This is a genomic window from Nocardia nepalensis (assembly GCF_048910785.1).
GTDB classification, from domain to species: domain Bacteria; phylum Actinomycetota; class Actinomycetes; order Mycobacteriales; family Mycobacteriaceae; genus Nocardia; species Nocardia nepalensis.
Genome location: NZ_JBKBET010000037.1, coordinates 464084 through 483179 on the forward strand (window position 1 = coordinate 464084; position 19096 = coordinate 483179).

General features: G+C 66.6%; 20 protein-coding genes. 4 read left to right on the forward strand and 16 right to left on the reverse strand.

The features are described from left to right. Positions 1-6: 6 nt before the first annotated feature. The 7 genes from ACHQ4I_RS33605 to recO all read right to left on the reverse strand — a co-directional run bounded on the left by ACHQ4I_RS33605 (position 7) and on the right by recO (position 5969). Positions 7-612, reverse strand: coding sequence for a response regulator (locus ACHQ4I_RS33605; RefSeq protein ID WP_420775911.1), 606 nt, complete (start codon positions 610-612; stop codon positions 7-9). 105 nt (positions 613-717) lie between these two features. Next, a complete protein-coding gene (locus ACHQ4I_RS33610) occupies positions 718-1896 on the reverse strand; it encodes a sensor histidine kinase (protein WP_420775912.1) in 1179 nt (392 codons plus the stop codon). A 162-nt stretch (positions 1897-2058) separates the two neighbouring features. Further along, the gene (locus tag ACHQ4I_RS33615; protein WP_420775913.1) at positions 2059-2838 is read right to left on the reverse strand and encodes an ABC transporter permease; all 780 of its coding nucleotides are present in this window, start codon (positions 2836-2838) and stop codon (positions 2059-2061) included. 1 nt (position 2839) lies between these two features. Further along, on the reverse strand, positions 2840-3802 hold the full coding sequence (locus tag ACHQ4I_RS33620; RefSeq protein WP_420775914.1) for an ABC transporter ATP-binding protein: 963 nt from the start codon (positions 3800-3802) through the stop codon (positions 2840-2842). An 80-nt stretch (positions 3803-3882) separates the two neighbouring features. Then, entirely contained in the window at positions 3883-4293 is a 411-nt protein-coding gene (locus tag ACHQ4I_RS33625; protein WP_063040870.1) for a hypothetical protein, read from the reverse strand. A gap of 31 nt (positions 4294-4324) precedes the next feature. Further along, complete coding sequence (locus ACHQ4I_RS33630; protein WP_420775915.1) at positions 4325-5143, reverse strand: isoprenyl transferase; 819 nt, start codon at positions 5141-5143, stop codon at positions 4325-4327. Positions 5144-5192: 49 nt separating this feature from the next. Continuing rightward, positions 5193-5969, reverse strand: coding sequence for a DNA repair protein RecO (gene recO, locus ACHQ4I_RS33635; RefSeq protein WP_420775916.1), 777 nt, complete (start codon positions 5967-5969; stop codon positions 5193-5195). Positions 5970-6075: 106 nt separating this feature from the next. On the opposite strand from recO, the gene ACHQ4I_RS33640 reads away from it, so the two are divergent. The 3 genes from ACHQ4I_RS33640 to ACHQ4I_RS33650 are packed head-to-tail and all read left to right on the forward strand — an operon-like array spanning position 6076 to position 7421. Further along, the gene (locus ACHQ4I_RS33640; RefSeq protein WP_420775917.1) at positions 6076-6282 is read left to right on the forward strand and encodes an antitoxin MazE family protein; all 207 of its coding nucleotides are present in this window, start codon (positions 6076-6078) and stop codon (positions 6280-6282) included. Next, a complete protein-coding gene (locus tag ACHQ4I_RS33645; protein WP_420775918.1) occupies positions 6279-6608 on the forward strand; it encodes a type II toxin-antitoxin system PemK/MazF family toxin in 330 nt (109 codons plus the stop codon). Before ACHQ4I_RS33640 ends, ACHQ4I_RS33645 begins: the two co-directional genes overlap by 4 nt. A 36-nt stretch (positions 6609-6644) precedes the next feature. Then, on the forward strand, positions 6645-7421 hold the full coding sequence (locus ACHQ4I_RS33650; protein WP_420775919.1) for a M15 family metallopeptidase: 777 nt from the start codon (positions 6645-6647) through the stop codon (positions 7419-7421). A gap of 89 nt (positions 7422-7510) precedes the next feature. On the opposite strand, the gene ACHQ4I_RS33655 is transcribed toward ACHQ4I_RS33650, so the two are convergent. Together ACHQ4I_RS33655 and ACHQ4I_RS33660 are read right to left on the reverse strand one after the other, a co-directional pair. Then, complete coding sequence (locus tag ACHQ4I_RS33655) at positions 7511-8110, reverse strand: TetR/AcrR family transcriptional regulator (protein WP_420775920.1); 600 nt, start codon at positions 8108-8110, stop codon at positions 7511-7513. Further along, positions 8097-8963, reverse strand: coding sequence for an alpha/beta fold hydrolase (locus tag ACHQ4I_RS33660; protein WP_420775921.1), 867 nt, complete (start codon positions 8961-8963; stop codon positions 8097-8099). The genes ACHQ4I_RS33655 and ACHQ4I_RS33660 overlap by 14 nt, the downstream gene beginning before the upstream one ends. Before the next feature lie 162 nt (positions 8964-9125). On the opposite strand from ACHQ4I_RS33660, the gene ACHQ4I_RS33665 reads away from it, so the two are divergent. Further along, positions 9126-10556: an amidase gene (locus ACHQ4I_RS33665; RefSeq protein ID WP_420775922.1), complete on the forward strand. Its 1431-nt coding sequence runs from the start codon at positions 9126-9128 to the stop codon at positions 10554-10556. Between the two features lie 2 nt (positions 10557-10558). On the opposite strand, the gene ACHQ4I_RS33670 is transcribed toward ACHQ4I_RS33665, so the two are convergent. The 7 genes from ACHQ4I_RS33670 to ACHQ4I_RS33700 form a co-directional block, all read right to left on the reverse strand. Then, complete coding sequence (locus ACHQ4I_RS33670) at positions 10559-13411, reverse strand: ABC transporter substrate-binding protein (protein WP_420775923.1); 2853 nt, start codon at positions 13409-13411, stop codon at positions 10559-10561. A 146-nt stretch (positions 13412-13557) separates the two neighbouring features. Beyond that, positions 13558-14469, reverse strand: a complete 912-nt coding sequence (era, locus tag ACHQ4I_RS33675; RefSeq protein WP_420775924.1) for a GTPase Era — start codon at positions 14467-14469, stop codon at positions 13558-13560. After that, on the reverse strand, positions 14462-14821 hold the full coding sequence (locus ACHQ4I_RS33680; RefSeq protein ID WP_420775925.1) for a cytidine deaminase: 360 nt from the start codon (positions 14819-14821) through the stop codon (positions 14462-14464). The genes era and ACHQ4I_RS33680 overlap by 8 nt, the downstream gene beginning before the upstream one ends. Then, the gene (locus tag ACHQ4I_RS33685) at positions 14814-16166 is read right to left on the reverse strand and encodes a hemolysin family protein (RefSeq protein WP_420775926.1); all 1353 of its coding nucleotides are present in this window, start codon (positions 16164-16166) and stop codon (positions 14814-14816) included. The genes ACHQ4I_RS33680 and ACHQ4I_RS33685 overlap by 8 nt, the downstream gene beginning before the upstream one ends. Next, positions 16163-16717, reverse strand: coding sequence for an rRNA maturation RNase YbeY (gene ybeY / locus ACHQ4I_RS33690; RefSeq protein WP_420775927.1), 555 nt, complete (start codon positions 16715-16717; stop codon positions 16163-16165). Before ybeY ends, ACHQ4I_RS33685 begins: the two co-directional genes overlap by 4 nt. A gap of 74 nt (positions 16718-16791) precedes the next feature. Next, positions 16792-17811, reverse strand: coding sequence for a PhoH family protein (locus tag ACHQ4I_RS33695; RefSeq protein ID WP_420775928.1), 1020 nt, complete (start codon positions 17809-17811; stop codon positions 16792-16794). Between the two features lie 249 nt (positions 17812-18060). Further along, on the reverse strand, positions 18061-19014 hold the full coding sequence (locus ACHQ4I_RS33700; protein WP_420775929.1) for a LysR family transcriptional regulator: 954 nt from the start codon (positions 19012-19014) through the stop codon (positions 18061-18063). Positions 19015-19096 lie beyond the last annotated feature (82 nt).

Below are 19096 nucleotides of genomic sequence, written 5' to 3' on the forward strand. Positions count from 1 at the left end.
CGGCGGTCAGAGCCAGCCGAGGCGTTCGGCGGCGCGGACGGCCTCGGCGCGGGTGCTGGTTCCGGTTTTGCCGATGGCCGACGAAAGGTGGTTGCGGACCGTGCCTTCCGACAGGTGCAGCTGTTTGGCGATCGCGCCCGCGGTCGCACCGTCGGCCGCGGCGGCGAGGACCTCGCGTTCGCGGGCGGTCAGCGGCGAGGTGCCGACGGTCAGTGTCTCGGTGGCCAGCGCCGGATCCACCACACGCAAGCCCAGGTGAACCCGGCGCACCGCATCCGCCAGTTCGCGGGCCGGGGTGTCCTTGACGACGAATCCGCTTGCGCCCGCGTCGATTGCGCGCCGCAGATAGCCGGGGCGGCCGAAGGTCGTGACCATCAGGATGCGCAGGCCCGGATGGGCGGCATGCAGTTGCGCCGCGACCGCGATGCCGTCCAGGCCCGGCATTTCCACATCCAGCAGCACCACATCGGGTGCCGTGCGCGCCACCGCGTCGAGGACTTCGTCACCGCGGCCGACCTCGGCGACCACCTCGAGATCGGTTTCGAGGCCGAGTAGAGCGGCGAGCGCGCCGCGGACGAGGGCTTGGTCGTCGGCTAGTAAGAGGCGGATCATGCGCTATGGCCCTTCGACGACTGGTCTGAGCACGCACTGTCGGCCGAATCGTGGCAGAAGTCGCCACGTATGCGCGAAAAGTGCACGTTCAGCCCCATTTCCGGATCACTCGCGCACCGTGGCACGCACACGAACTCCACCTCCTTCAGGCGATGACAGCGTCAATGTTCCCCCGGCCGCGCGCACTCGTTCGCGCAGGCCGGACAGTCCGGACCCGGATTCGACGGTCCCGAGCCCACGACCGTCGTCGACCACCTCGATACTCGTATCGGTCACGGTGACCGTGCAACGCCGGGCGGCGCTGTGCCGGATCACATTCGTCACGGCCTCGCGCAGCACCCAACCGAACAGTTCACTGTCGCGGACATCGGGCAGTCGCGCGGCATCGGGCAGCGCCGCATCGATATCGGCGGCCGCCAATGCCGTTCGCGCATTGGCCAATTCACCGCGCAGCGATACCTCGCGCAGGCCGCCGACGGTGTCGCGCACCCCGGCCAATGCCTCCCGCGCCAACCGCTCGACATCGGCCATCTCGGCCTTCGCCCGCGTCAGATCCACATCGATGAGGCGTTGTGCGAGTTCGGTTTTCACCGTTATCACGGTCAGCGAATGGCCGAGGATGTCATGCACGTCGCGCGCGACGCGGTTGCGTTCCTCGACGATCGCGATCTCTGCCTGCTGCCGCCGGGTGAGCTCGGCCAACCGCTCGCCGCGCAACCCCAACTGCCTGGCCACCCAGATCACGACGGGCACGAAGGATACGTAGAACGGCACGCCGGACAGGCTCGGCCGCACCACCGGCACGAGCAGCATCGCTAGCATCACCGTGAACACCACATATGCGGATTCACGCGAGGGCATGTGGAAAACGGCGATCACGCCGACAAAGATCAAGGTCGGCAGGGCAACCGGGCCGAGCAGCGCGATCAGCGCCGCCGTACATGCCGTCATGGCCGCGAGCACCGGCCACAATCGCCGGTCGAGCGGACGTTCCACCAACGGGTCGGTGCGACTCGGCCGACGGAAGGCGATGAAGGATCCGATGATCAACAGCGCATAGCCGAGCAGTGCCGCCGTCGCCAGGCTCGCCGTCGGCTGGTCCCCATTCACCCAACGCCGGATAACCGGTCCGACCATGAACGACAGCCACGCCACCGACATGAGCCCGCCGAACCACCCGCGCCGCTTCCCGTCCGCCGTGACTCCCCCGTCCTGAACCACCCGATCCAGCAGATCGGACGCCGCCCCACCCCGCAGCGCATCGAGCGCCGACTTCACACCCATCGCCGCCCCACCCCCGCGCATCCGAAACCCCGGCCCCGCGCACAGTGGCTGATCACGAGCACCGACGCTACCGAACCACCCCTGCCCGCTGTCGCCGATCCGCCCCGCGGCGAGCCGCCCGCCATGACGGGCGGGCGGCCGGTGATGCTGGCGCCGGGTGGGTCAGCGGGCGGTGTCACGGCGGAACAGGATGGCGGCGCCGCCGGTGAAGACCGTGGCCCAGGCGATGACGTTCAGGATTGCCAGGGCGATGGAGGCGGTGCTGGTGTCGCCGAAGGGCATGCGGGCCAAGGTGGCGACGCCATTGGTGGGGAAGAACTTGGAGACCGTCTCGAACCACCCGTGCAGGGGCATGAACAGGCCGCCCGCGAAGGACAGGGCCGCGAGGGCGGGGCCGATCAGCTGCATGACGTTCTCCGAGGGCAGCAGGTAGCCGACGAACAGGCCGAAGGCGGCGAAGACCAGGGAGCAGATCCAGGCGAGCAGGAAGCAGCTCACCCAGGCGCTGGCCGTCAGGTGGGCGCCGAAGATCCCGCCGATGACGAAGACCGCCGTGACCGAGACCAGGCCGAGCACCATGGCGACGGCGACCTTGGTGGCGATATAGGCGACCGGACGCAGTGGGGTGAGTCGCAATTGGCGGCTCCAGCCCTGCGCGCGTTCGATCGCGACCATGGCGCCGCCGCTGGTGGTCGCCAGCATCGCGCCGTATACCGCCATCGACACCATGACGTAGCCGGTGACATTGCCCGAGCCGAAAGACTGTGTCTTGTAATCGGATTGCAGTCCGAAGATGACGAAGAACAGCGGCGGCATGATCAGCGTGAAGGTCATGGTGCGCCGGTTGCGCAACATGCGGCGCAGTTCCAGGCGCAGGAACCCGAGGCCGAAGCCGCCGAGCGGCACGCGCGTCGAAACCGATTGTGAGGCAAGGGTTGTCATATCAGTTGTCTCCCGTGGTGAGCGCCAGGAACGCGGATTCGAGGTTGTGCGAGGTGATTTCGATATCGACCGCAGTTGTCTCGGTGAGCAGATAGCGGGCGGTGGCGTCGGAGTCCTTGGCGTGCAGGATGATTCGGTCGCCACGCACCTCGACATCGTCGACGCCGGGGATCGACAGCAGCCGGGCCGGATCGGCGCCGGGCAAGGTGGCACTGACCGCGCGGCCCGCGGCCAGATTCTTGATCTCGGCGGCGCTGCCGTCGGCGACCACCCGGCCCGCTCGCACCAGCACGATCCGGTCGGCGTAGGCGTCGGCCTCGTCGAGGTAGTGGGTGGCGAACAGTACGGTCCGGCCGCGGTCGGAGTCCTCGCGTATGGCATTCCAGAACTCACGGCGGCCTTCGACGTCCATGCCTGTCGTCGGCTCGTCGAGGACGATGAGATCCGGGTTCGGCAGCAGTGCCAGTGCGAATCGCAGGCGCTGCCGCTGCCCGCCCGAGCATTTGCCGACCAGGCGGCCGCCGATATCGCCGATACCGGCGCGGTCGAGTACCTCGGCGACCGAGCGCGGCTGCGCGTGCAGCGTGGCCACCAGTTGCACGGTCTCGGCGACGGTGAGATCGGGCAGTAGCCCGCCCGACTGCATGACCGCCGAAATGCGGCCCACCGCAAGCGCTTGCGCCGGTGTGCCACCGAAGACGTGCACGCTGCCGGAATCCGGTGCCGCCAGACCGAGCAGCATATCGATGGTGGTGGTCTTCCCCGCGCCATTGGGGCCGAGGAAGGCGACGATCTCGCCCGGCGCGACCACCAGGTCGAGTCCGTCGACGGCGCGCACCTCGCCGCCGCCCGGGAGCGGGAAGCTCTTGTGCAGGTCGCGCAGTTCGATCGCGGACGATGCCCAGTGCCTGCCCGAGCCCCCCGCCGCGGCGAAGATTGCCGTGGATGTCAGTGCCGATGTCATGACTCAACGGTCACGCAATCGGCGGCCCGGCACCTCGCACGAGTGTCACGAACCTGCCATGACATCTGTCATGACGTCGCTCAGGGCAGCAGGCCCTGCCTGGCCTTACCCGCGCCGGAGAGCACGAGCAGCAACATGGTGGCCAGCGCCTGATCGTCCAGACCGGCGGCCGGGAAGGTGTAGCGCAACATGACATCGGCCTGGTTGCCGCGGGTGATCAGCGTGATCGAACCGAATTGAATCGCGCTGTTGCGCTCGGCGACTCGCTTGTGCAACTGCGGCTTGAGCGGGCGGTCCCAGGCCAGCACGCAGGTCAGCGTCAGCACGTCCAGGCCCGGCGCCAACGTCACCGCGCGCAGTGAGCACAGCGCGCCCTCGTATTCGAAACCGATCGAACCCTCCGAGTCGACACGCACATCGACGTCGTAAAGCGAGAGGCAGGCGCCAGCCCGAGCCTGTAGCTCTTGTTCGGGGGTCACTGCTGCGTCCATGTCGGTGCCGCCGTTCATCGGGTGCCGCCGTTCACTTGGTCCCCCCGAAGCGACGGTCACGCGAAGCGTACTGGAGGCAGGCCTCCCACAAGTTGCGCCTGTCGAAATCGGGAAACAGCGTGTCCTGGTAGACGTATTCGGCGTAGGCGGACTGCCAGATGAGGAAGTTCGAACTGCGGAATTCGCCGGAGGGGCGCAGGAACAAATCGACGTCCGGCATATCCGGCTCGTCGAGGTATCTGGCGACCGTCGCCTCGGTCACCTTCTCCGGATCGATCTCGCCCGCCGCCACCCGGCGCGCGATTTCCCTTGCGGCATCGGCGATTTCGGCGCGACCGCCGTAGTTGACGCACATGGTGAGGGTCATCACCGTGTTGTCCTTGGTCAGCTCCTGCGCGGTCTCCAGTTCGTTGATCACGCTGCGCCACAGGCGCGGTCGGCGACCCGCCCAGCGCACCCGCACCCCCATCTCGTGCATCTCGTCGCGGCGGCGGCGGATGACGTCGCGGTTGAACCCCATGAGGAAGCGCACCTCCTCCGGGCTGCGCCGCCAGTTCTCGGTGGAGAAGGCATAGGCCGAGAGCCACTTCACACCGATCTCGATACAGCCCTCGACGGTGTCCATCAACACCGCCTCGCCGCGCTCGTGCCCGGCAGTGCGCGGCAGCCCGCGCTCCTGCGCCCACCGGCCATTGCCGTCCATCACCAGCGCCACGTGTTTGGGCACCAACTCCGGCGGCAGTTCCGGCGGCGTGGCCCCCGATGGGTGCGGCGACGGCGGACGGACGGTGCGTTCGGCGCCCGACCTGGTCGACCTGGTCGGCGCGGCAGAGTCTCGACGGAGGATCACGGCAACTATCCTGCCTGATGGTTGTGGAGAGATTGTGCGGACGTACCCGTCAGCCCGCTTGTCCGGCGGTCGCGGATTCCCGCACGGCGGTTCCGGATGATCGCTCGATCAGCGGCAGGGTTCGCAGCTGGCGTTCCAAATGCCACTGTAGATGGGCGGCGACCAGGCCGCTCGCCTGTCTGCGGATCTGGTCGGGGACCTGTTCGACGTAGTCCCACTCGCCTTTCAAAAGGGCGATCAGCAGGTCGAGGACGCCAGGAGCCGGGGTGGCGGAACCGGGCGGGCGGCAGTGCACGCAGACCGCGCCACCGGCGGCGACGTGGAACGCACGGTGCGGACCGGGTGTCGCGCAGCGCGCGCATTCGTCCAGTGCGGGGGCCCAGCCCGCAAAACCCATGGCGCGCAACAGATATGCGTCGAGAATCAACTCGTGCGGCCGCTGTTTGGCGGCAATCGCCCGCAGCGCGCTCGCGGTCAGCGCATGCAGCTTCGGTGCGGGTGCGCGCTCCTCACCGGCCAGCCGCTCCGCGGTCTCCAGCACCGCACAGGCCGTGGTGTAGCGCCCGTAGTCGTCGACGATGTCGGCGGCGAACGCCTCCATGGTGTGCACCTGGGTGACCGTGTCGAGATTGCGCCCCGGATGCAGCTGCACGTCCACATACGCGAACGGCTCCAACCGCGCCCCGAACCGCGACTTGGTCCGCCGCACCCCCTTGGCCACCGCCCGCACCAATCCGTGCTGCCGAGTCAGCAACGTGACAATGCGATCCGCCTCGCCCAGCTTGTGCTGGCGAACCACCACCGCCTCATCCCTGTACAACCGCACACCGTCATCCTCCCACGAATGGACGACGCCCACCTTCAGGCAAGGCCGAGCAGGGTTGACTCGCGAGGTGTAGCGCATCCCGCCCAGCATACGTAACATGTAACGCATGGCAGCAAAGGATCGCGTGCAAGCTCACCGTGACCGGATGCGAGAGCAGGGGCTGCGGCCAATACAAATTTGGGTGCCCGACACCCGCAGCCCGCAGTTCCTGGCCGAAGCACACCGGCAATCCGTGCTGCTCGCTGACAACCCGTATGAGGGCGAGGACCAGGCATTCGTGGACGCCATCAGCTACCCACTGGATGACGAGTGAAACGAGGCGAGCTCTGGACCATCGCCACCGGCAGCGGCTACACAGGTAAACCCCGACCAGTGATCATCGTCCAAAGCGACGCGTTCGACAGCACCGAATCGGTGACGGTTTGCCCAATCACCTCCAACGATGTTGACGCACCGCTGGCGCGTGTAATGATCGAACCGGCCGAAGACAATGGCTTACGCCAGCCCAGCTATGTGATGGTCGATAAGGTCACGACCGCGCCGCGCGAAAAGCTGGGTCAACGAATCGGGCAGGCATCGAAACAAGACATGTTGCGCATTGACCGATACCTTGTCGTCTTCCTCGGCATCGCAGACTGAGCCACCCGCGATGGACTGCACGGCTACCATCGCGGGATGCGCAGAATGCGGCTCGGCTCAATGGTATTGGCTGTGGTGGGCGCGGTTGGGGTAGCGGCCTGCGCGGATACGAAACCAAGTTCGCCCAAGGCCGACGAGACGGCGTTCGTCTCGGTGACGGAGATCGATCCAACCATCGTTGTCGATGCGCGGTATTTCGGTGAGCACAACTTCATCGGCACGCGGATCAATGGGTATGAGGCGCCGAAGTGTTTGTTGACAAAGGAGGCGGCTGCGGCGCTTGCGGAAGTGCAGCGGGAGTTGCGGCCGATGGGGCTCGGGCTGAAGACCTACGACTGCTATCGGCCGCAGCGCGCGGTGGACCAATTCGTCAGTTGGGCAAAGGATCTCGGCGATACCAAGATGCGGGGGGAGTTCTACCCGACGGTGGAGAAGGCGAATCTGTTCCGGGACGGGTATATCGCGGAGAAGTCCGGGCATAGTCGGGGCAGCACCTTGGATCTCACGATCGTCGCGCTACCGGCACCGGATCAGGAGCAGTATCGCGACGGTGATCCGCTGCGCGCCTGCACACTGCCCGCCGACCAGCGATTCCGGGACAACAGCCTCGACTTCGGCACCGGCTACGACTGTTTCGATCCCCTCGCGCACACGGCCAACCTCGCACCGAGCGGTACCCAGCGCGCCCTCCGCGAGCTACTGACGAACCTCATGGACGAGCACGGCTTCAAAAACCTCGCCGAGGAATGGTGGCACTTCACCCTCGAGAACGAGCCGTTCCCCAGCACGTACTTCGACTTCGCCATCCACTGATACCCGGCGCATAACTAGTGGTCTCCTCGCACAAGTCGCAACCTATGCGAGGAGACCACTAGCTATGCGACACCTCGCAACCGCACGCGTCAGGCGCGGAGGATGCCGCCGATGAGCAGCATCAGGGACTGTTGGGCCTGGGTACGGGCCGTGTCCTTGTCGGTGGCGTGGGCGACGATCAGGCCGGCCTCGGTGACCGCGCTGAAGATCAGCTGGGCCAGGACCGGAATCGGCGCGTCGGCGATCAGACCCGCATCGCGGGCCCGTTCCAGTTCGGCGATCACCAATCCCAGCCCATGGCGCGCCTCGAACTCGCGAAAGGCCTGCCAGCCGAGCACGGCGGGACCGTCGTACAGGGTGATTCGAATCATCTCGGGGCGCTGACAGATTTCCAGGAAGACACCGAGGCCGATGGCCATCGAGGAAAGAATGTCATCGGGATTCACCGCGCCGATGGCGTTTTCGATTTCCGTGGTGCTCTCGATCTCGATTTGTTCGAGCACCGCGAGAAAAAGCCCCCGCTTATCGCCGTAGTGGTGGTGCAGCGCGCCGCGGGTGACCCCCGCCTCGGTGACGAGTTCCTCGGCCGAGGTCGCCGCGAATCCGCGCTCGGCGAACAGTCGGCGACCTGCCTGCTCGAGCGCGGCCCGGGTGGCGCGGGAGCGATCCTCCTGACTACGGCGTTGCATGCAGCCGAGTGAACTCCAGGATCGTTTCGGAGAGCAACTCGGGCTGGTCCTCGGGGAGGAAGGTGTAGGAGTCGTCGATGAATTTCAGGGTGGCGTCCGGCAACTCGGCGGCCAGGCGCTCGGCGAATTTCACCGGGAAGAGCTTGTCCTCGCGAGCCCAGGCGATCAGCACCGGAACCCGCACCGAGGGAAATCGGGTGGCGGCGTCGAGCGTGTAGCGACGGTGCACGGTCTTCAGGAACCGGCGCAGATCCTTGCGGATGGCCGCCGAATTCCGGCTCGGCAGCAGGTAGGAGTCGGCGATCTCCGGCGGGACCGGGCGCTTTGCCACCCAGCCGAAGGCGATCGGCAGCCGGTGCAGCGCGCGGATGCGCATCAGTTCGGTCAGCGGCCGTAGCGAGCCGGGAAGCCGCGCCAACACGGGCAGCGCCGCGAAGGCGGGCGGGAAGAACGCCTCGTAGGCGTCGCACGAGGTCAGCACGACGCGGCCGATCCGCTCGGGTCGACGGGTCAGCAACACCTGGGTGATCGCGCCGCCGGTGTCATTGGCGACCACGGTGACGTCGGTGAGGTCCAGTCGCTCCAGGAAGTCGGCGATCAGGTCGGCGACCCCGGTAGGCGTGAGATCCGCTGCGGGGACCGGGATTTCGTGTGAGCCGAGCGGCAAGTCCGGACTGAGACAGCGATAGCCCGCCGCCGCGATGGTGGGGACGAGCTTGCGCCAGAGGTCGGAATTGACGAGCAGGCCGTGGACGAAGACGACGGGCGCGCCCTCTCCCGTGTCGTGATACCGAATCCGGCCGCCGGGCAGATCCACCTCGTGGGCGCGGCCGAGTGACGTACTGATTCCCATGGTTCCTCCATGTGTTCGCAGTGCGCATCCACTGTTACATACATACCGTATGTATGTCTATAGTCCGGCCTCCTACCTGGGGTGGAGATTTACGAGCCGATGTGGACGGTTGACCAACTCCGCGCTACCGTGCAACGAACGAACGAAGGAGACGGAGCTCACATGACGGTGTCCGACCCCGCCCTACCCCCGGCCGCGACCGCCGAACTCGGACTCGCCGACTTCGCGGCGGCACTCGCGCAGGGCACGATCAGCTCCGTGGCAGCGGTCGACGCCGCGCTCGATCGGATCGAGGCCAGCCAGCCCACCCTGAACGCCTTCCGCATCCTCCGGCGCACCGAAGCGCTCGCCGAGGCGGCCGCGGCCGATGCGCGCTTGGCCGCGGGCGAACGACTCCCGCTGCTCGGCGTGCCGATCGCGATCAAGGACGACACCGATATCGCCGGTGCGCCAACGGCATTCGGCTGCGGCGGCGACCTGCCACCGAAAACCGAAGACGCCGAAGCGGTTCGGCGGCTGCGTGCGGCCGGTGCGGTGATCGTCGGCAAGACGAATACGTGTGAACTCGGTCAGCTGCCGTTCACCAGCGGTCCGGCATTCGGGCACACCCGCAATCCTTGGGGCGCGACCTATACCCCGGGCGGTTCGTCCGGCGGTTCCGCAGCCGCCGTCGCGGCCGGATTGGTGCCCGCCGCACTGGGTTCCGATGGCGCGGGTTCGGTACGCATTCCGACCGCTTGGACCAACCTCGTCGGCATCAAACCGCAGCGCGGCCGCATCTCGACCTGGCCGGAGGCCGAGGCCTTCCAGGGGCTCACCGTGAACGGACCGCTGGCGCGCACCGTCGCCGATGCCGCACTGCTGCTGGATGCCGCCGCCGGACCCCATCCCGGCGATTTGCACACCCCCGAACCGCTCACCGTGTCCGATGCCGTCGGCCGTGATCCGGGGCGACTGCGCATCGCACTGTCACTGCGAATTCCGTTCACCGCCACCAAGACCGCGCTGCATCCGGAGGTCGAAGTCGCGGTCCAGCACATCGCCGCGACGCTGCGTCGCCTCGGACATTCGGTGACCGTCGCGGATCTGCACTACGGCATCATGATCGGCGCATCCTTCCTGCCGCGCTCGATGGCGGGCATCCGGGCCGCGTACGACAAAATGCCCGGCGCGCAAGTGGATCCGCGCACCACGGCCAACGTCTGGTTCGGCCGTGCGCTCAGCGGACCGGCACTGTTCGCGGCACGCCAGGCGGAACCGTTGCTGCACAAGCGAATCGGCGGCTTCTTCCGCGACTACGATCTGGTGCTCGCCCCGACCACCGCGACTCCCCCGCCGCGCGCCGAGCAGATCGATGGCATCGGCGTCAACGCCACCAACGACCTCATCACCGCCGCCTGTCCCTACACCTGGCCTTGGAATGTGCTGGGCTGGCCCGCCGTCAATGTTCCCGCGGGCTTCACCGACGCGGGCCTGCCGGTCGGCGCACAACTCATGGGCACCGCGAATACCGAACCGCTACTGGTTTCCGTTGCCGCACAACTGGAATCGGAACTCCGCTGGGATCGGCACCGCCCCGAACCCTGGTGGTGAGTTCAGCGCTCGGGCGGGGTCCAGACCTCGGTATCACTCTTGGTGCCTACCGGGCACCCGTCCGGACCGCGGCCCTTGACGATGCCCTGCGGATACATCAGCAAGCACTGCTGCGGCTGATCGGACCGACCGAGGCCGGTGGCGACGAGGATGCCGATTGTGGAGTCATCGGCCACTCGACCTCGGGAGAAGTACAGCGTCCCGGTGACTCCGAGGTAGTCGGTGCCGCGTAGTTGCAGTGCGATGGCGGCACGATTGACCTCGCGCGGGCGCTCCGGCCGGGCGCGATTGACCCGAACCGCCTGCAGGATCACACCGGCGACATCGTAGGCCAGCCCGGTGCGGTCGCCGGGCCAGGACGGGTGGTAAGACGCCAGGTCCGGATAGGCGGCGAGATCGGCTATGAGCCTGGACAATTCACCACACAGCTCCTGGAAGTCGAGGCTGGGTGCCTCGACGCCGATCACACCGTTGCCGCGCACGCACTCCGTGCCGCCCAGAATGACGGGCACCCCCTTGGCGACGTAGCGCACGGTCAGGCTCGCCGGTAGCGCCGCCATCGCCTTGGGGTCGGCGATCAGGCGGGTCACCGTGTCGGCGCCCAGGATCGCGGGTGGTTCCGTGGCCAGGCAACCCCGGGTGACGGCATTGCCGAAGGTCGCGAAGTCGTCGTTGCGCCCGGCGAAGAACAGCAGCGTGTGGCGATCGAAACCCGGTGTCTCACACGGCGCAGGAAAGCCGTACAGCTCCTGCTGCACGTCCCAGCTGCGGCTGTCGTGTGGCACCCCGCGTCGGTCGAGTTCGGCGTTCAGGTCGGCCACCAAGGTGTTGACGTAGACGTCGTCGGTGACCTTTGGGTAATACACCAGCACACGGTCGTAGCGTCGTTGTCCGGTTTCCGGTGGGCCGCCCGGATAATGCGCTCCCTCAACATAATCCGCGATCAATCTGGCCTGGACCCGGTTGCTCGGCACGGATTGGAAGAACATCGGCGATGCGGCCTCCAGCCCGTCGGCCGATAGCGTCGTCGCGACGACCGGCACCCCGAGATCGCCCAATTTGCCGATCGCCCGTGCCGTCTCCGCGGTGCTGCGGTCCATTCCGACCACACCGAGCACCCCGGGGTCCTTGCGCAGCATATCGGCCAGCAGATTATCGACCACCCACGAGGCCTGGCGCATATTCGACCCGCCGTTGGCGACGATGATGCGCAGCAGCGGCTCCGATTCGTCGGGTGCGCCGATGGCACGCCGCTGCCGCACGGCCAACCCGGCGAGCTCCTGCACCTGTGCATGCGGATACCGAACATTGCTGTCGGAGTAGCTGATTCCGGCGAAATAGACGAGCGAGATCAGCGGCCGTCGCGGATTGTCGCGGTGGATATCGGAGGCGATCTTGTTCTGCCGAAAGACTTCCCGCTGCATCGCCGACAGTTCCCGGTCGTCGGCGAAGACCTGCCGGTCGTTATCGCTGTAACCGACGCATTCCCCGCCGTGTTCGGCCACCGCGATGCCGGAGGTCCACGGCCAGTGTGAGCAGGGGGCGCCGCGCAGCGCCGGGACATACACCAGCGCCGTCGCCGCCAATGCCGCAACCGGGACCAGCACGCAGATCGTGACAAACCATTTGCGGGCGGCCAACGGCGGTACGGGCGGCACGGCCAGATGCGTGCGGTTCGGGTCGCCGATGCGGCCTTCCGCCGGGTCCGGCAGCGCCAGCGGCAGGTACCAGGCATCCGCCAGCCGATTGGTACGGCTGTTGTCGATATCGCGCAGCCACTGCTGCAGCGGATCCGGCTCCTGCCCGGAAGCCGGTCTGTCGACCAGGCTTTCGAGATTGTCGAGGCTGTGCAGATCGCCGATGGTGGCGAGTTCGTGCACGCGCTGCGCGGGTTCCAGATCGCGCGGGTCGTAGTCGAGGGCGGCGACTACCACCAGCGGATCGAAGGTCCCGGTCTCATTGCGGATGTCGTTGATCCGGCGCAGCAGCTCGGCGCCAGCGCTGCCCACCGCGACGGTATCGAGCAGCGCCACTGGATAGGCGGTCCGACGCCAGCTCGACGGCCGCCAGATCCGTTGTCTGTAAGCGTCGCGCAGATCTTCCAGGAATGCGTGCACCAATAGCTTGGCGACCTGGTCCTCGTTCTCGTCATTGCGCAGCGAGGCGGTCAACCGCGTCGCGAATCCGAGGAAACTGTCCGATAGTTCGGGCGCCATGTATCGCTGGTGCATGAACCAGCGGGTCTCCTTCGACAACCCGGGAACCCGGCCGCTGACCCACATCCACAGCCGCAGCACCGGCCAGAGCGCCAGCACCGCGAAGACCACCCTGGTGATCCAATCCCCGACCTCACCGCCCATCGAATCGGAGTCGCGCGAACCGAGCCGCAATAGCTTTGGCAGCCGAGCCCGCAGCTCCACCGCGGCTTCGGTCTCGTCACTGGTGACCCGCTGTCTGGTCAGCCAGTCCGCGGTCCGATAGCGCGGGAACGCGATCGGGCCCATAGCGGTGTTCTCGGTCGAGAACCCCTTGACCAACTGCTGCAGAATCGGCATGCAATGCGCATCCACCTCCTGCCCGGTCGCATTCGGGTCGGGGGTAATGGCATCGGGTGGCAGATTATGCAATTCGACGCGAGCACGCGGCACCGCGCGACGTCCCCCGGACTCACCCAGCCAGCGGTAGATCTCCATCAGCAGATCGCCATTGGCCGCCGGGCCCACCAGAGAAATCAGTGGCCGCGGCAACTTCCGGCGCCCGCGCAACAGCGTACGCAGCACCCGAGGCCGCTCCTGTGGCACATACAGCGTCCGAAGCAACTCCAGGAGCTTGCCGATATCGTTCGAACCCGGCATCGCAGCGACCTCCCCCGTGGATGAGTAGTTAGACGGTACAAGACCTTCCGACGCTAGACCGGGGCGTTTCGCCACCAGCGGTCGAGCAGATCTCGGCGCACTCATGCCACAGCGGATTCGAATCCCCCGTTTCGGGGGTTCAGGCGTCAGAAACCGAGCTTGCCCAACTGCTTCGGGTCGCGCTGCCAATCCTTGGCGACCTTGACGTGCAGGTGCAGGTAGATCCGGACGCCGAGGATGTGCTCGATCTGTTTGCGGGCGTTGGTGCCGACCTCCTTGAGCCGGGCGCCGCCCTTGCCGATGATGATGGCCTTCTGCGACGGGCGTTCGACGTAGAGCAGGGCATGCACGTCGAGCAGGTCCTCGTTCTCTTCGCGCGGCAGCACCTCTTCGATGACCACCGCGAGCGAGTGCGGGAGCTCGTCGCGGACACCCTCTAGGGCGGCCTCGCGGATGAGCTCGGCCATGAGGGTTTCCTCGGGCTCGTCGGTGAGCTCGCCGTCGGGGTAGAAGGCCGGGCCCTCGGGCATTTTCGAGGCGATGACGTCGACGAGGACCTCGACCTGTTCACCCTTGACGGCGGAGATCGGCACCACATCGTGGTCCGGACCGAGCAGCTGCGATAGGGCCATCAACTGTTCGGCGACCTGGTCGCGACTCACCTTGTCGATCTTGGTGACCACGCCGAGCAGGGTGGTCTTCGGCGCCATCTGCTTGATCTGCTGCAGGATCCACTTATCGCCGGGACCGATCTTCTCGTCGGCCGGGATACACAGGGCTATCACGTCGACTTCGGAATAGGTATCGCGGACGAGGTCGTTCAGGCGCTGGCCGAGCAGGGTGCGCGGGCGATGCAGGCCTGGGGTGTCGACCAGGATGAGCTGGGCGTGGTCGCGGTGCACGATGCCGCGGATGGTGTGCCGGGTGGTCTGCGGGCGCGAGGAGGTGATCGCGATCTTCTGGCCGACCAGCGCATTGGTCAGCGTCGACTTGCCGGTATTCGGGCGGCCGACGAAACAGACGAAGCCGGATCGGAATTCGGTGGTCTGCTCAGCCACCCTGCACCTCCGCGCCCGCGGCATCGTCGACGATCTCGAAGACCGCACCCGAGCGATCGGTGAAGATGATGCGCGCCTCGGCCGCGACCTCGCGAACCGCGAAGACCCCCGCATCCGACAACCTGCCCCCGACGACCACGGCCGCCTCGAATCCCTCTGCGCCACTGGAGATCGCGGCAGCGACGGCGGCCTGCAGCGCGGTCAGCCGCAGCGACGGCAGGGAGACCTCACCGGCCGAGTAAGTGCGGCCGTCGGTGTCACGGATGGCCGCGCCCGAGCCGCCACCGGTGCGGCCGAGCGCGCCCTTGGCCAGCACGAGGAGCTTGTTGTCCTCTGCGTCCAAATCAGTCATCGTCAACTCCGTCCTGATCACGATCGGCCGGGATATCCCGCTCCGATCCGTTACTTTTGCGCCTGCCGTTGGATTTCTCGGCACGCGATTTCTCCGTCGCCTTGCGCACGACAATGGTGTGCACCCGCACCCGCCCGCGCGCGTCCGCGCCGCCTTCACCACGCAGCACCAGGCCGTGCGCAACGGCTTTGGAGCCCGGCAGCGGCACCCGGCCCAGTGCGTGTGCGAGTAGGCCGCCGACGGTATCGACGTCCTCCTCCTCGATCTCCAGCCCGTACAGCTCGGCCAGATCGTCGACCGACAGCCGCGCCGATACCCGGTAGCGGCCCTCGCCGAGATCCTCGATGGGCGGGGTCTCGTCGGTATCGTATTCGTCGGCGATCTCACCGACGATCTCCTCGAGCACATCCTCGATCGTCACCAGCCCGGCGATGCCGCCGTATTCGTCGACCAGCAGCGCCATATGGTTTCGCCTGCGCTGCATTTCGTCGAGCAGACTGTCCAGCGGTTTGGAGTCGGGCATGAACACGGCCGGGCGCATGACATCGCGCACGAGCACCTTGCGACTCTTATCCGCATACGGCACAAGGTCTTTCAGATACACCACGCCGAGAATATCGTCGACGTTCTCGCCGATCACCGGAATGCGGGAGTGGCCACTGCGCACCGCGAGCGAGGTCGCCTGTGCCGCAGTCTTATCCGCTTCGATCCAGACCATCTCGGTGCGCGGCACCATCACCGCGCGGGCTGTGGTGTCGCCGAGTTCGAAGACCGACTGGATCATCCGGCGTTCGTCATCGGCCACCACGCCGCGTTCGCTGGCCATCTCGAACACTTCGCGCAACTCGATCTCGGATGCGAAGGGGCCGTTGCGAAATCCCTTACCCGGGGTGATCGCATTACCGATGAGGATCAGCAGCCTGCTGACCGGACCGAGGACCGTGCCGATGAACTGCAGCGGCAGCGCCGCGGCCAAGGCGATGGAGTAGGCGTGCTGACGACCGAGCGTGCGCGGGCCGACCCCGATCACCACATAATCCACCAGCACCATGACGGCGGCGGTGAACAGCAGCGCCCAATTCTCGTTCCATATCGGGATCAGCGCCGCCGCCAACAACACCGTCGCACTGATTTCGCACAGAATACGAAGCAGCACAAGAAGATTCACATACCGCGGCCGATCGGCCACGATCCTGGTCAGCCGTACCGCACCCGGCCGCTCCGCCCGGACCATATCGTCCAGGCGCGCCGGTGAGATGGTGTTCAGCGCCGCATCGACACCGGCGAACACCCCGCCGACCGGGACGAGCAGGATCGCCAGCAGGATGAGAGTCAGCGAATTCACGCGGGGCCCAGCGCCTCACCAGGTGTCGTGAAACCCGCCTTCCCCAGCAGCCTGGCGTCGCGTTCGGCCAATTCGGCACGCAACTGCGCCTCGCGCAGGCTCTGGTACCACTCCTCGAGCAGTCGCGCCTGCAGCGCGAACATCTCCTTCTCCTCCTCCGGCTCGGCGTGGTCGTAGCCGAGGAGGTGCAGCACGCCGTGCACGGTGAGCAGTGCGAGTTCGTGATCGAGCGAATGCCCGGCCTTGCGAGCCTGGCCCGCGGCGAATTCGGGGCACAGCACGATATCGCCGAGCATGGACGGGCCCGGTTCGGCGCTGTCGGGGCGACCGCCGGGCTCCAGCTCGTCCATCGGGAACGACATCACATCGGTCGGGCCGGGTAGGTCCATCCAGCGCATGTGCAGATCGGCCATGGTGTCGAGATCGACGAGCACCATCGACAGCTCGGCCGCGGGGTGCACGTCCATCCGGCCGATGACGAATCGCGCGACACTGACCAGGTCTTCTTCGGGTACGTCGATACCCGATTCGTTGGCGATCTCGATGCTCACCTGAACAGGGTATTCGGTCCGCCCGCACCCGCACCGCCCGGCTCTCGGCACGGCGGGTGCGCACACCTGGGTGGCTAGCGCCGATCTCCCCGGCTCGCGGCGCGGCGCTGGGCGCGGTTGCCCGGATAGTGCGGTCCGACCTGGGTAACCCGTTCGGCCTCGGCCCGTTCGTAGGCGTCGACAATATCGGAGACCAACCGGTGCCGAACCACATCGCTGCTGGTGAGCTGGGCGAAATGGATGTCCTCGATGCCGGTCAGGATCTCGCTGGCGGCGCGCAGACCCGAGCGCGCGCCATTGGGCAGGTCGACCTGGGTGACGTCACCGGTCACCACGATCTTCGAACCGAAGCCCAGGCGGGTGAGGAACATCTTCATCTGCTCGGCGGTGGTGTTCTGCGCCTCGTCGAGAATGATGAACGAATCGTTCAGCGTCCGACCGCGCATATACGCCAGCGGCGCGACCTCGATGACACCGGCCGCCATCAGCTTCGGAATGGCCTCCGGATCCATCATGTCGTGCAGCGCGTCGTAGAGCGGGCGCAGGTACGGGTCGATCTTCTCGTTGAGCGTGCCAGGCAGGAAGCCGAGCCGCTCGCCCGCCTCGACCGCGGGACGGGTGAGGATGATCCGGTTGACCTGCTTGGTCTGCAGCGCCTGCACGGCCTTGGCCATCGCCAGATACGTCTTGCCGGTACCCGCGGGGCCGATGCCGAACACAATGGTGTTGGCGTCGATCGCGTCGACGTAGCGCTTCTGGTTGAGCGTCTTGGGCCGGATGGTCCGGCCGCGCCGGGACAGGATGTCCAGGCTGAGCACCTCGGCCGGGGATTCCGAGGAACCCTCGGTGAGCATCGATACGGTGTGGCGCACCGCCTCCGGCGTCACCACTCGATTGCGACCGGTGAGCGCGACGAGCTGTTCGATCACCCGCTCGGCGAGGGCGACATCGGCCGCCTTACCGGTGAGGGTGACGGAATTGCCGCGGACGTGGATATCCGCATCCAGCAGCTGCTCGAGTTCACGCAGGTTCTGGTCGGCCGATCCGAGGAACGGGAACACGGATTCGGGAGCGAGTTCGATACTGGAACGCACGGTGCGCGCTGCGGGGCCCGAACCGTTGTCTGCGGCACCACGGGGGCTGGTAGCCGACGGGGTCGGCGGGGTGGATGAGCTTATGCCTGCCGTTGGTGTAGTCGGGTCGCCGATCTCGCCTTGTGTTCTCAAAAGTGGCTATAGCCTGCTTCCGGTCTCGAATTGCTACGTCGTTGATGAAAGTTTAACGCGCCCCACTGACAAGACGCAGTGAATAAATGGCTACCTGGCCGGTCAGCGGTGTCCCGCTCATCGCTGCCCGTAGCGACTGCTTGCGGGTCGCTCGAAACGACCAGTCATCTGGATTCCCCCGCGCCGTCGTGCCCAATCCTCGGTGAAGTCACGAAATCGACGCACCGCGTCCGATGGCGGGGCGGTCGCCGACCAGATCAGCCCGACATCACGCGACGCTCCCGCATCCGCGAGCGGGACGGTCACCAGGCCCGATAGCGAATCCGCGGCCGGAACCGGATCCTGCAGCGGCAGTACGGCGACACCGAGTCCGGCCGCCACCAGACCCGCGACGGTGACCAGATCGCTGGACTCGAAGGCGATGCGGGGGCGGATATTCGCGGCCGCGCAGAGTTCCTCGAAGATGCGGCGCATACCGAATCCCGAATGCATGACGATGAATTCCGCGTCGCCGAGATCGGCGAGACGGATCTGTCGGCGCGCGGCGAGCCGATGTTCGGCGGGCACGGCCAGCACCAGCGGCTGATCCAGCAGTTTGCGCCAGCCGAGTCCGGCGGCCGATGGGCGCGGCGACACGATCGCCGAATCCGCTGTGCCATCGAGGATCTGACCGACTACCGCGTCGAACGCGCCCTGCCAGAGCGTGAACGAGATGCCGGCCGAACCACGCCGGAAACCGCCGATCAGCTGCGGGATCAGCCAGCTGCCGAAGGAGTGCAGAAAGGACAGGCGGACAACGCCTTTCGCGGGATCGATGCGATCAGCGACGGCTTGGGCGGCGGCATCGAGTTCGGATTGGGCGCGGCGGGCGTGCTCGTAGTAGATGCGACCGAAGTCGTTGAGTGCGATGCGCTTTCCGTGCCGGTCGAAGAGTTCGACACCGAGGCGGCGCTCGAGGCGGGCCAGCATCCGCGAGAGGGTCGGCTGGGCGATGTGCAGCCGGTCGGCAGCAGCGCCGACGCGTTCCAGTTCGGCGAGTGTCGTGAACCACAGCAGGTCCTCACCCAACATGCGTGGGCCTTTCCTTATGCATCTGACGCATCAACTATCAGATTACTATTCATTTCCTTTTCTAGGGTTGACTGCCGATCCT

Coding starts and splice junctions, on each gene's coding strand:
- ACHQ4I_RS33670 (WP_420775923.1), bottom strand. CDS start 13,411: ATGCCGGGTTCGAACGATATCGGCAAGCTCCTGGAGTTGCTTCGGACG.
- ACHQ4I_RS33615 (WP_420775913.1), bottom strand. CDS start 2,838: ATGACAACCCTTGCCTCACAATCGGTTTCGACGCGCGTGCCGCTCGGC.
- ACHQ4I_RS33605 (WP_420775911.1), bottom strand. CDS start 612: ATGATCCGCCTCTTACTAGCCGACGACCAAGCCCTCGTCCGCGGCGCG.
- ACHQ4I_RS33655 (WP_420775920.1), bottom strand. CDS start 8,110: ATGCAACGCCGTAGTCAGGAGGATCGCTCCCGCGCCACCCGGGCCGCG.
- ACHQ4I_RS33640 (WP_420775917.1), top strand. CDS start 6,076: ATGGCAGCAAAGGATCGCGTGCAAGCTCACCGTGACCGGATGCGAGAG.
- ACHQ4I_RS33665 (WP_420775922.1), top strand. CDS start 9,126: ATGACGGTGTCCGACCCCGCCCTACCCCCGGCCGCGACCGCCGAACTC.
- ACHQ4I_RS33620 (WP_420775914.1), bottom strand. CDS start 3,802: ATGACATCGGCACTGACATCCACGGCAATCTTCGCCGCGGCGGGGGGC.
- ACHQ4I_RS33610 (WP_420775912.1), bottom strand. CDS start 1,896: ATGGGTGTGAAGTCGGCGCTCGATGCGCTGCGGGGTGGGGCGGCGTCC.
- ACHQ4I_RS33680 (WP_420775925.1), bottom strand. CDS start 14,821: ATGACTGATTTGGACGCAGAGGACAACAAGCTCCTCGTGCTGGCCAAG.
- ACHQ4I_RS33700 (WP_420775929.1), bottom strand. CDS start 19,014: ATGTTGGGTGAGGACCTGCTGTGGTTCACGACACTCGCCGAACTGGAA.
- ACHQ4I_RS33660 (WP_420775921.1), bottom strand. CDS start 8,963: ATGGGAATCAGTACGTCACTCGGCCGCGCCCACGAGGTGGATCTGCCC.
- ACHQ4I_RS33625 (WP_063040870.1), bottom strand. CDS start 4,293: ATGGACGCAGCAGTGACCCCCGAACAAGAGCTACAGGCTCGGGCTGGC.
- ACHQ4I_RS33650 (WP_420775919.1), top strand. CDS start 6,645: ATGCGCAGAATGCGGCTCGGCTCAATGGTATTGGCTGTGGTGGGCGCG.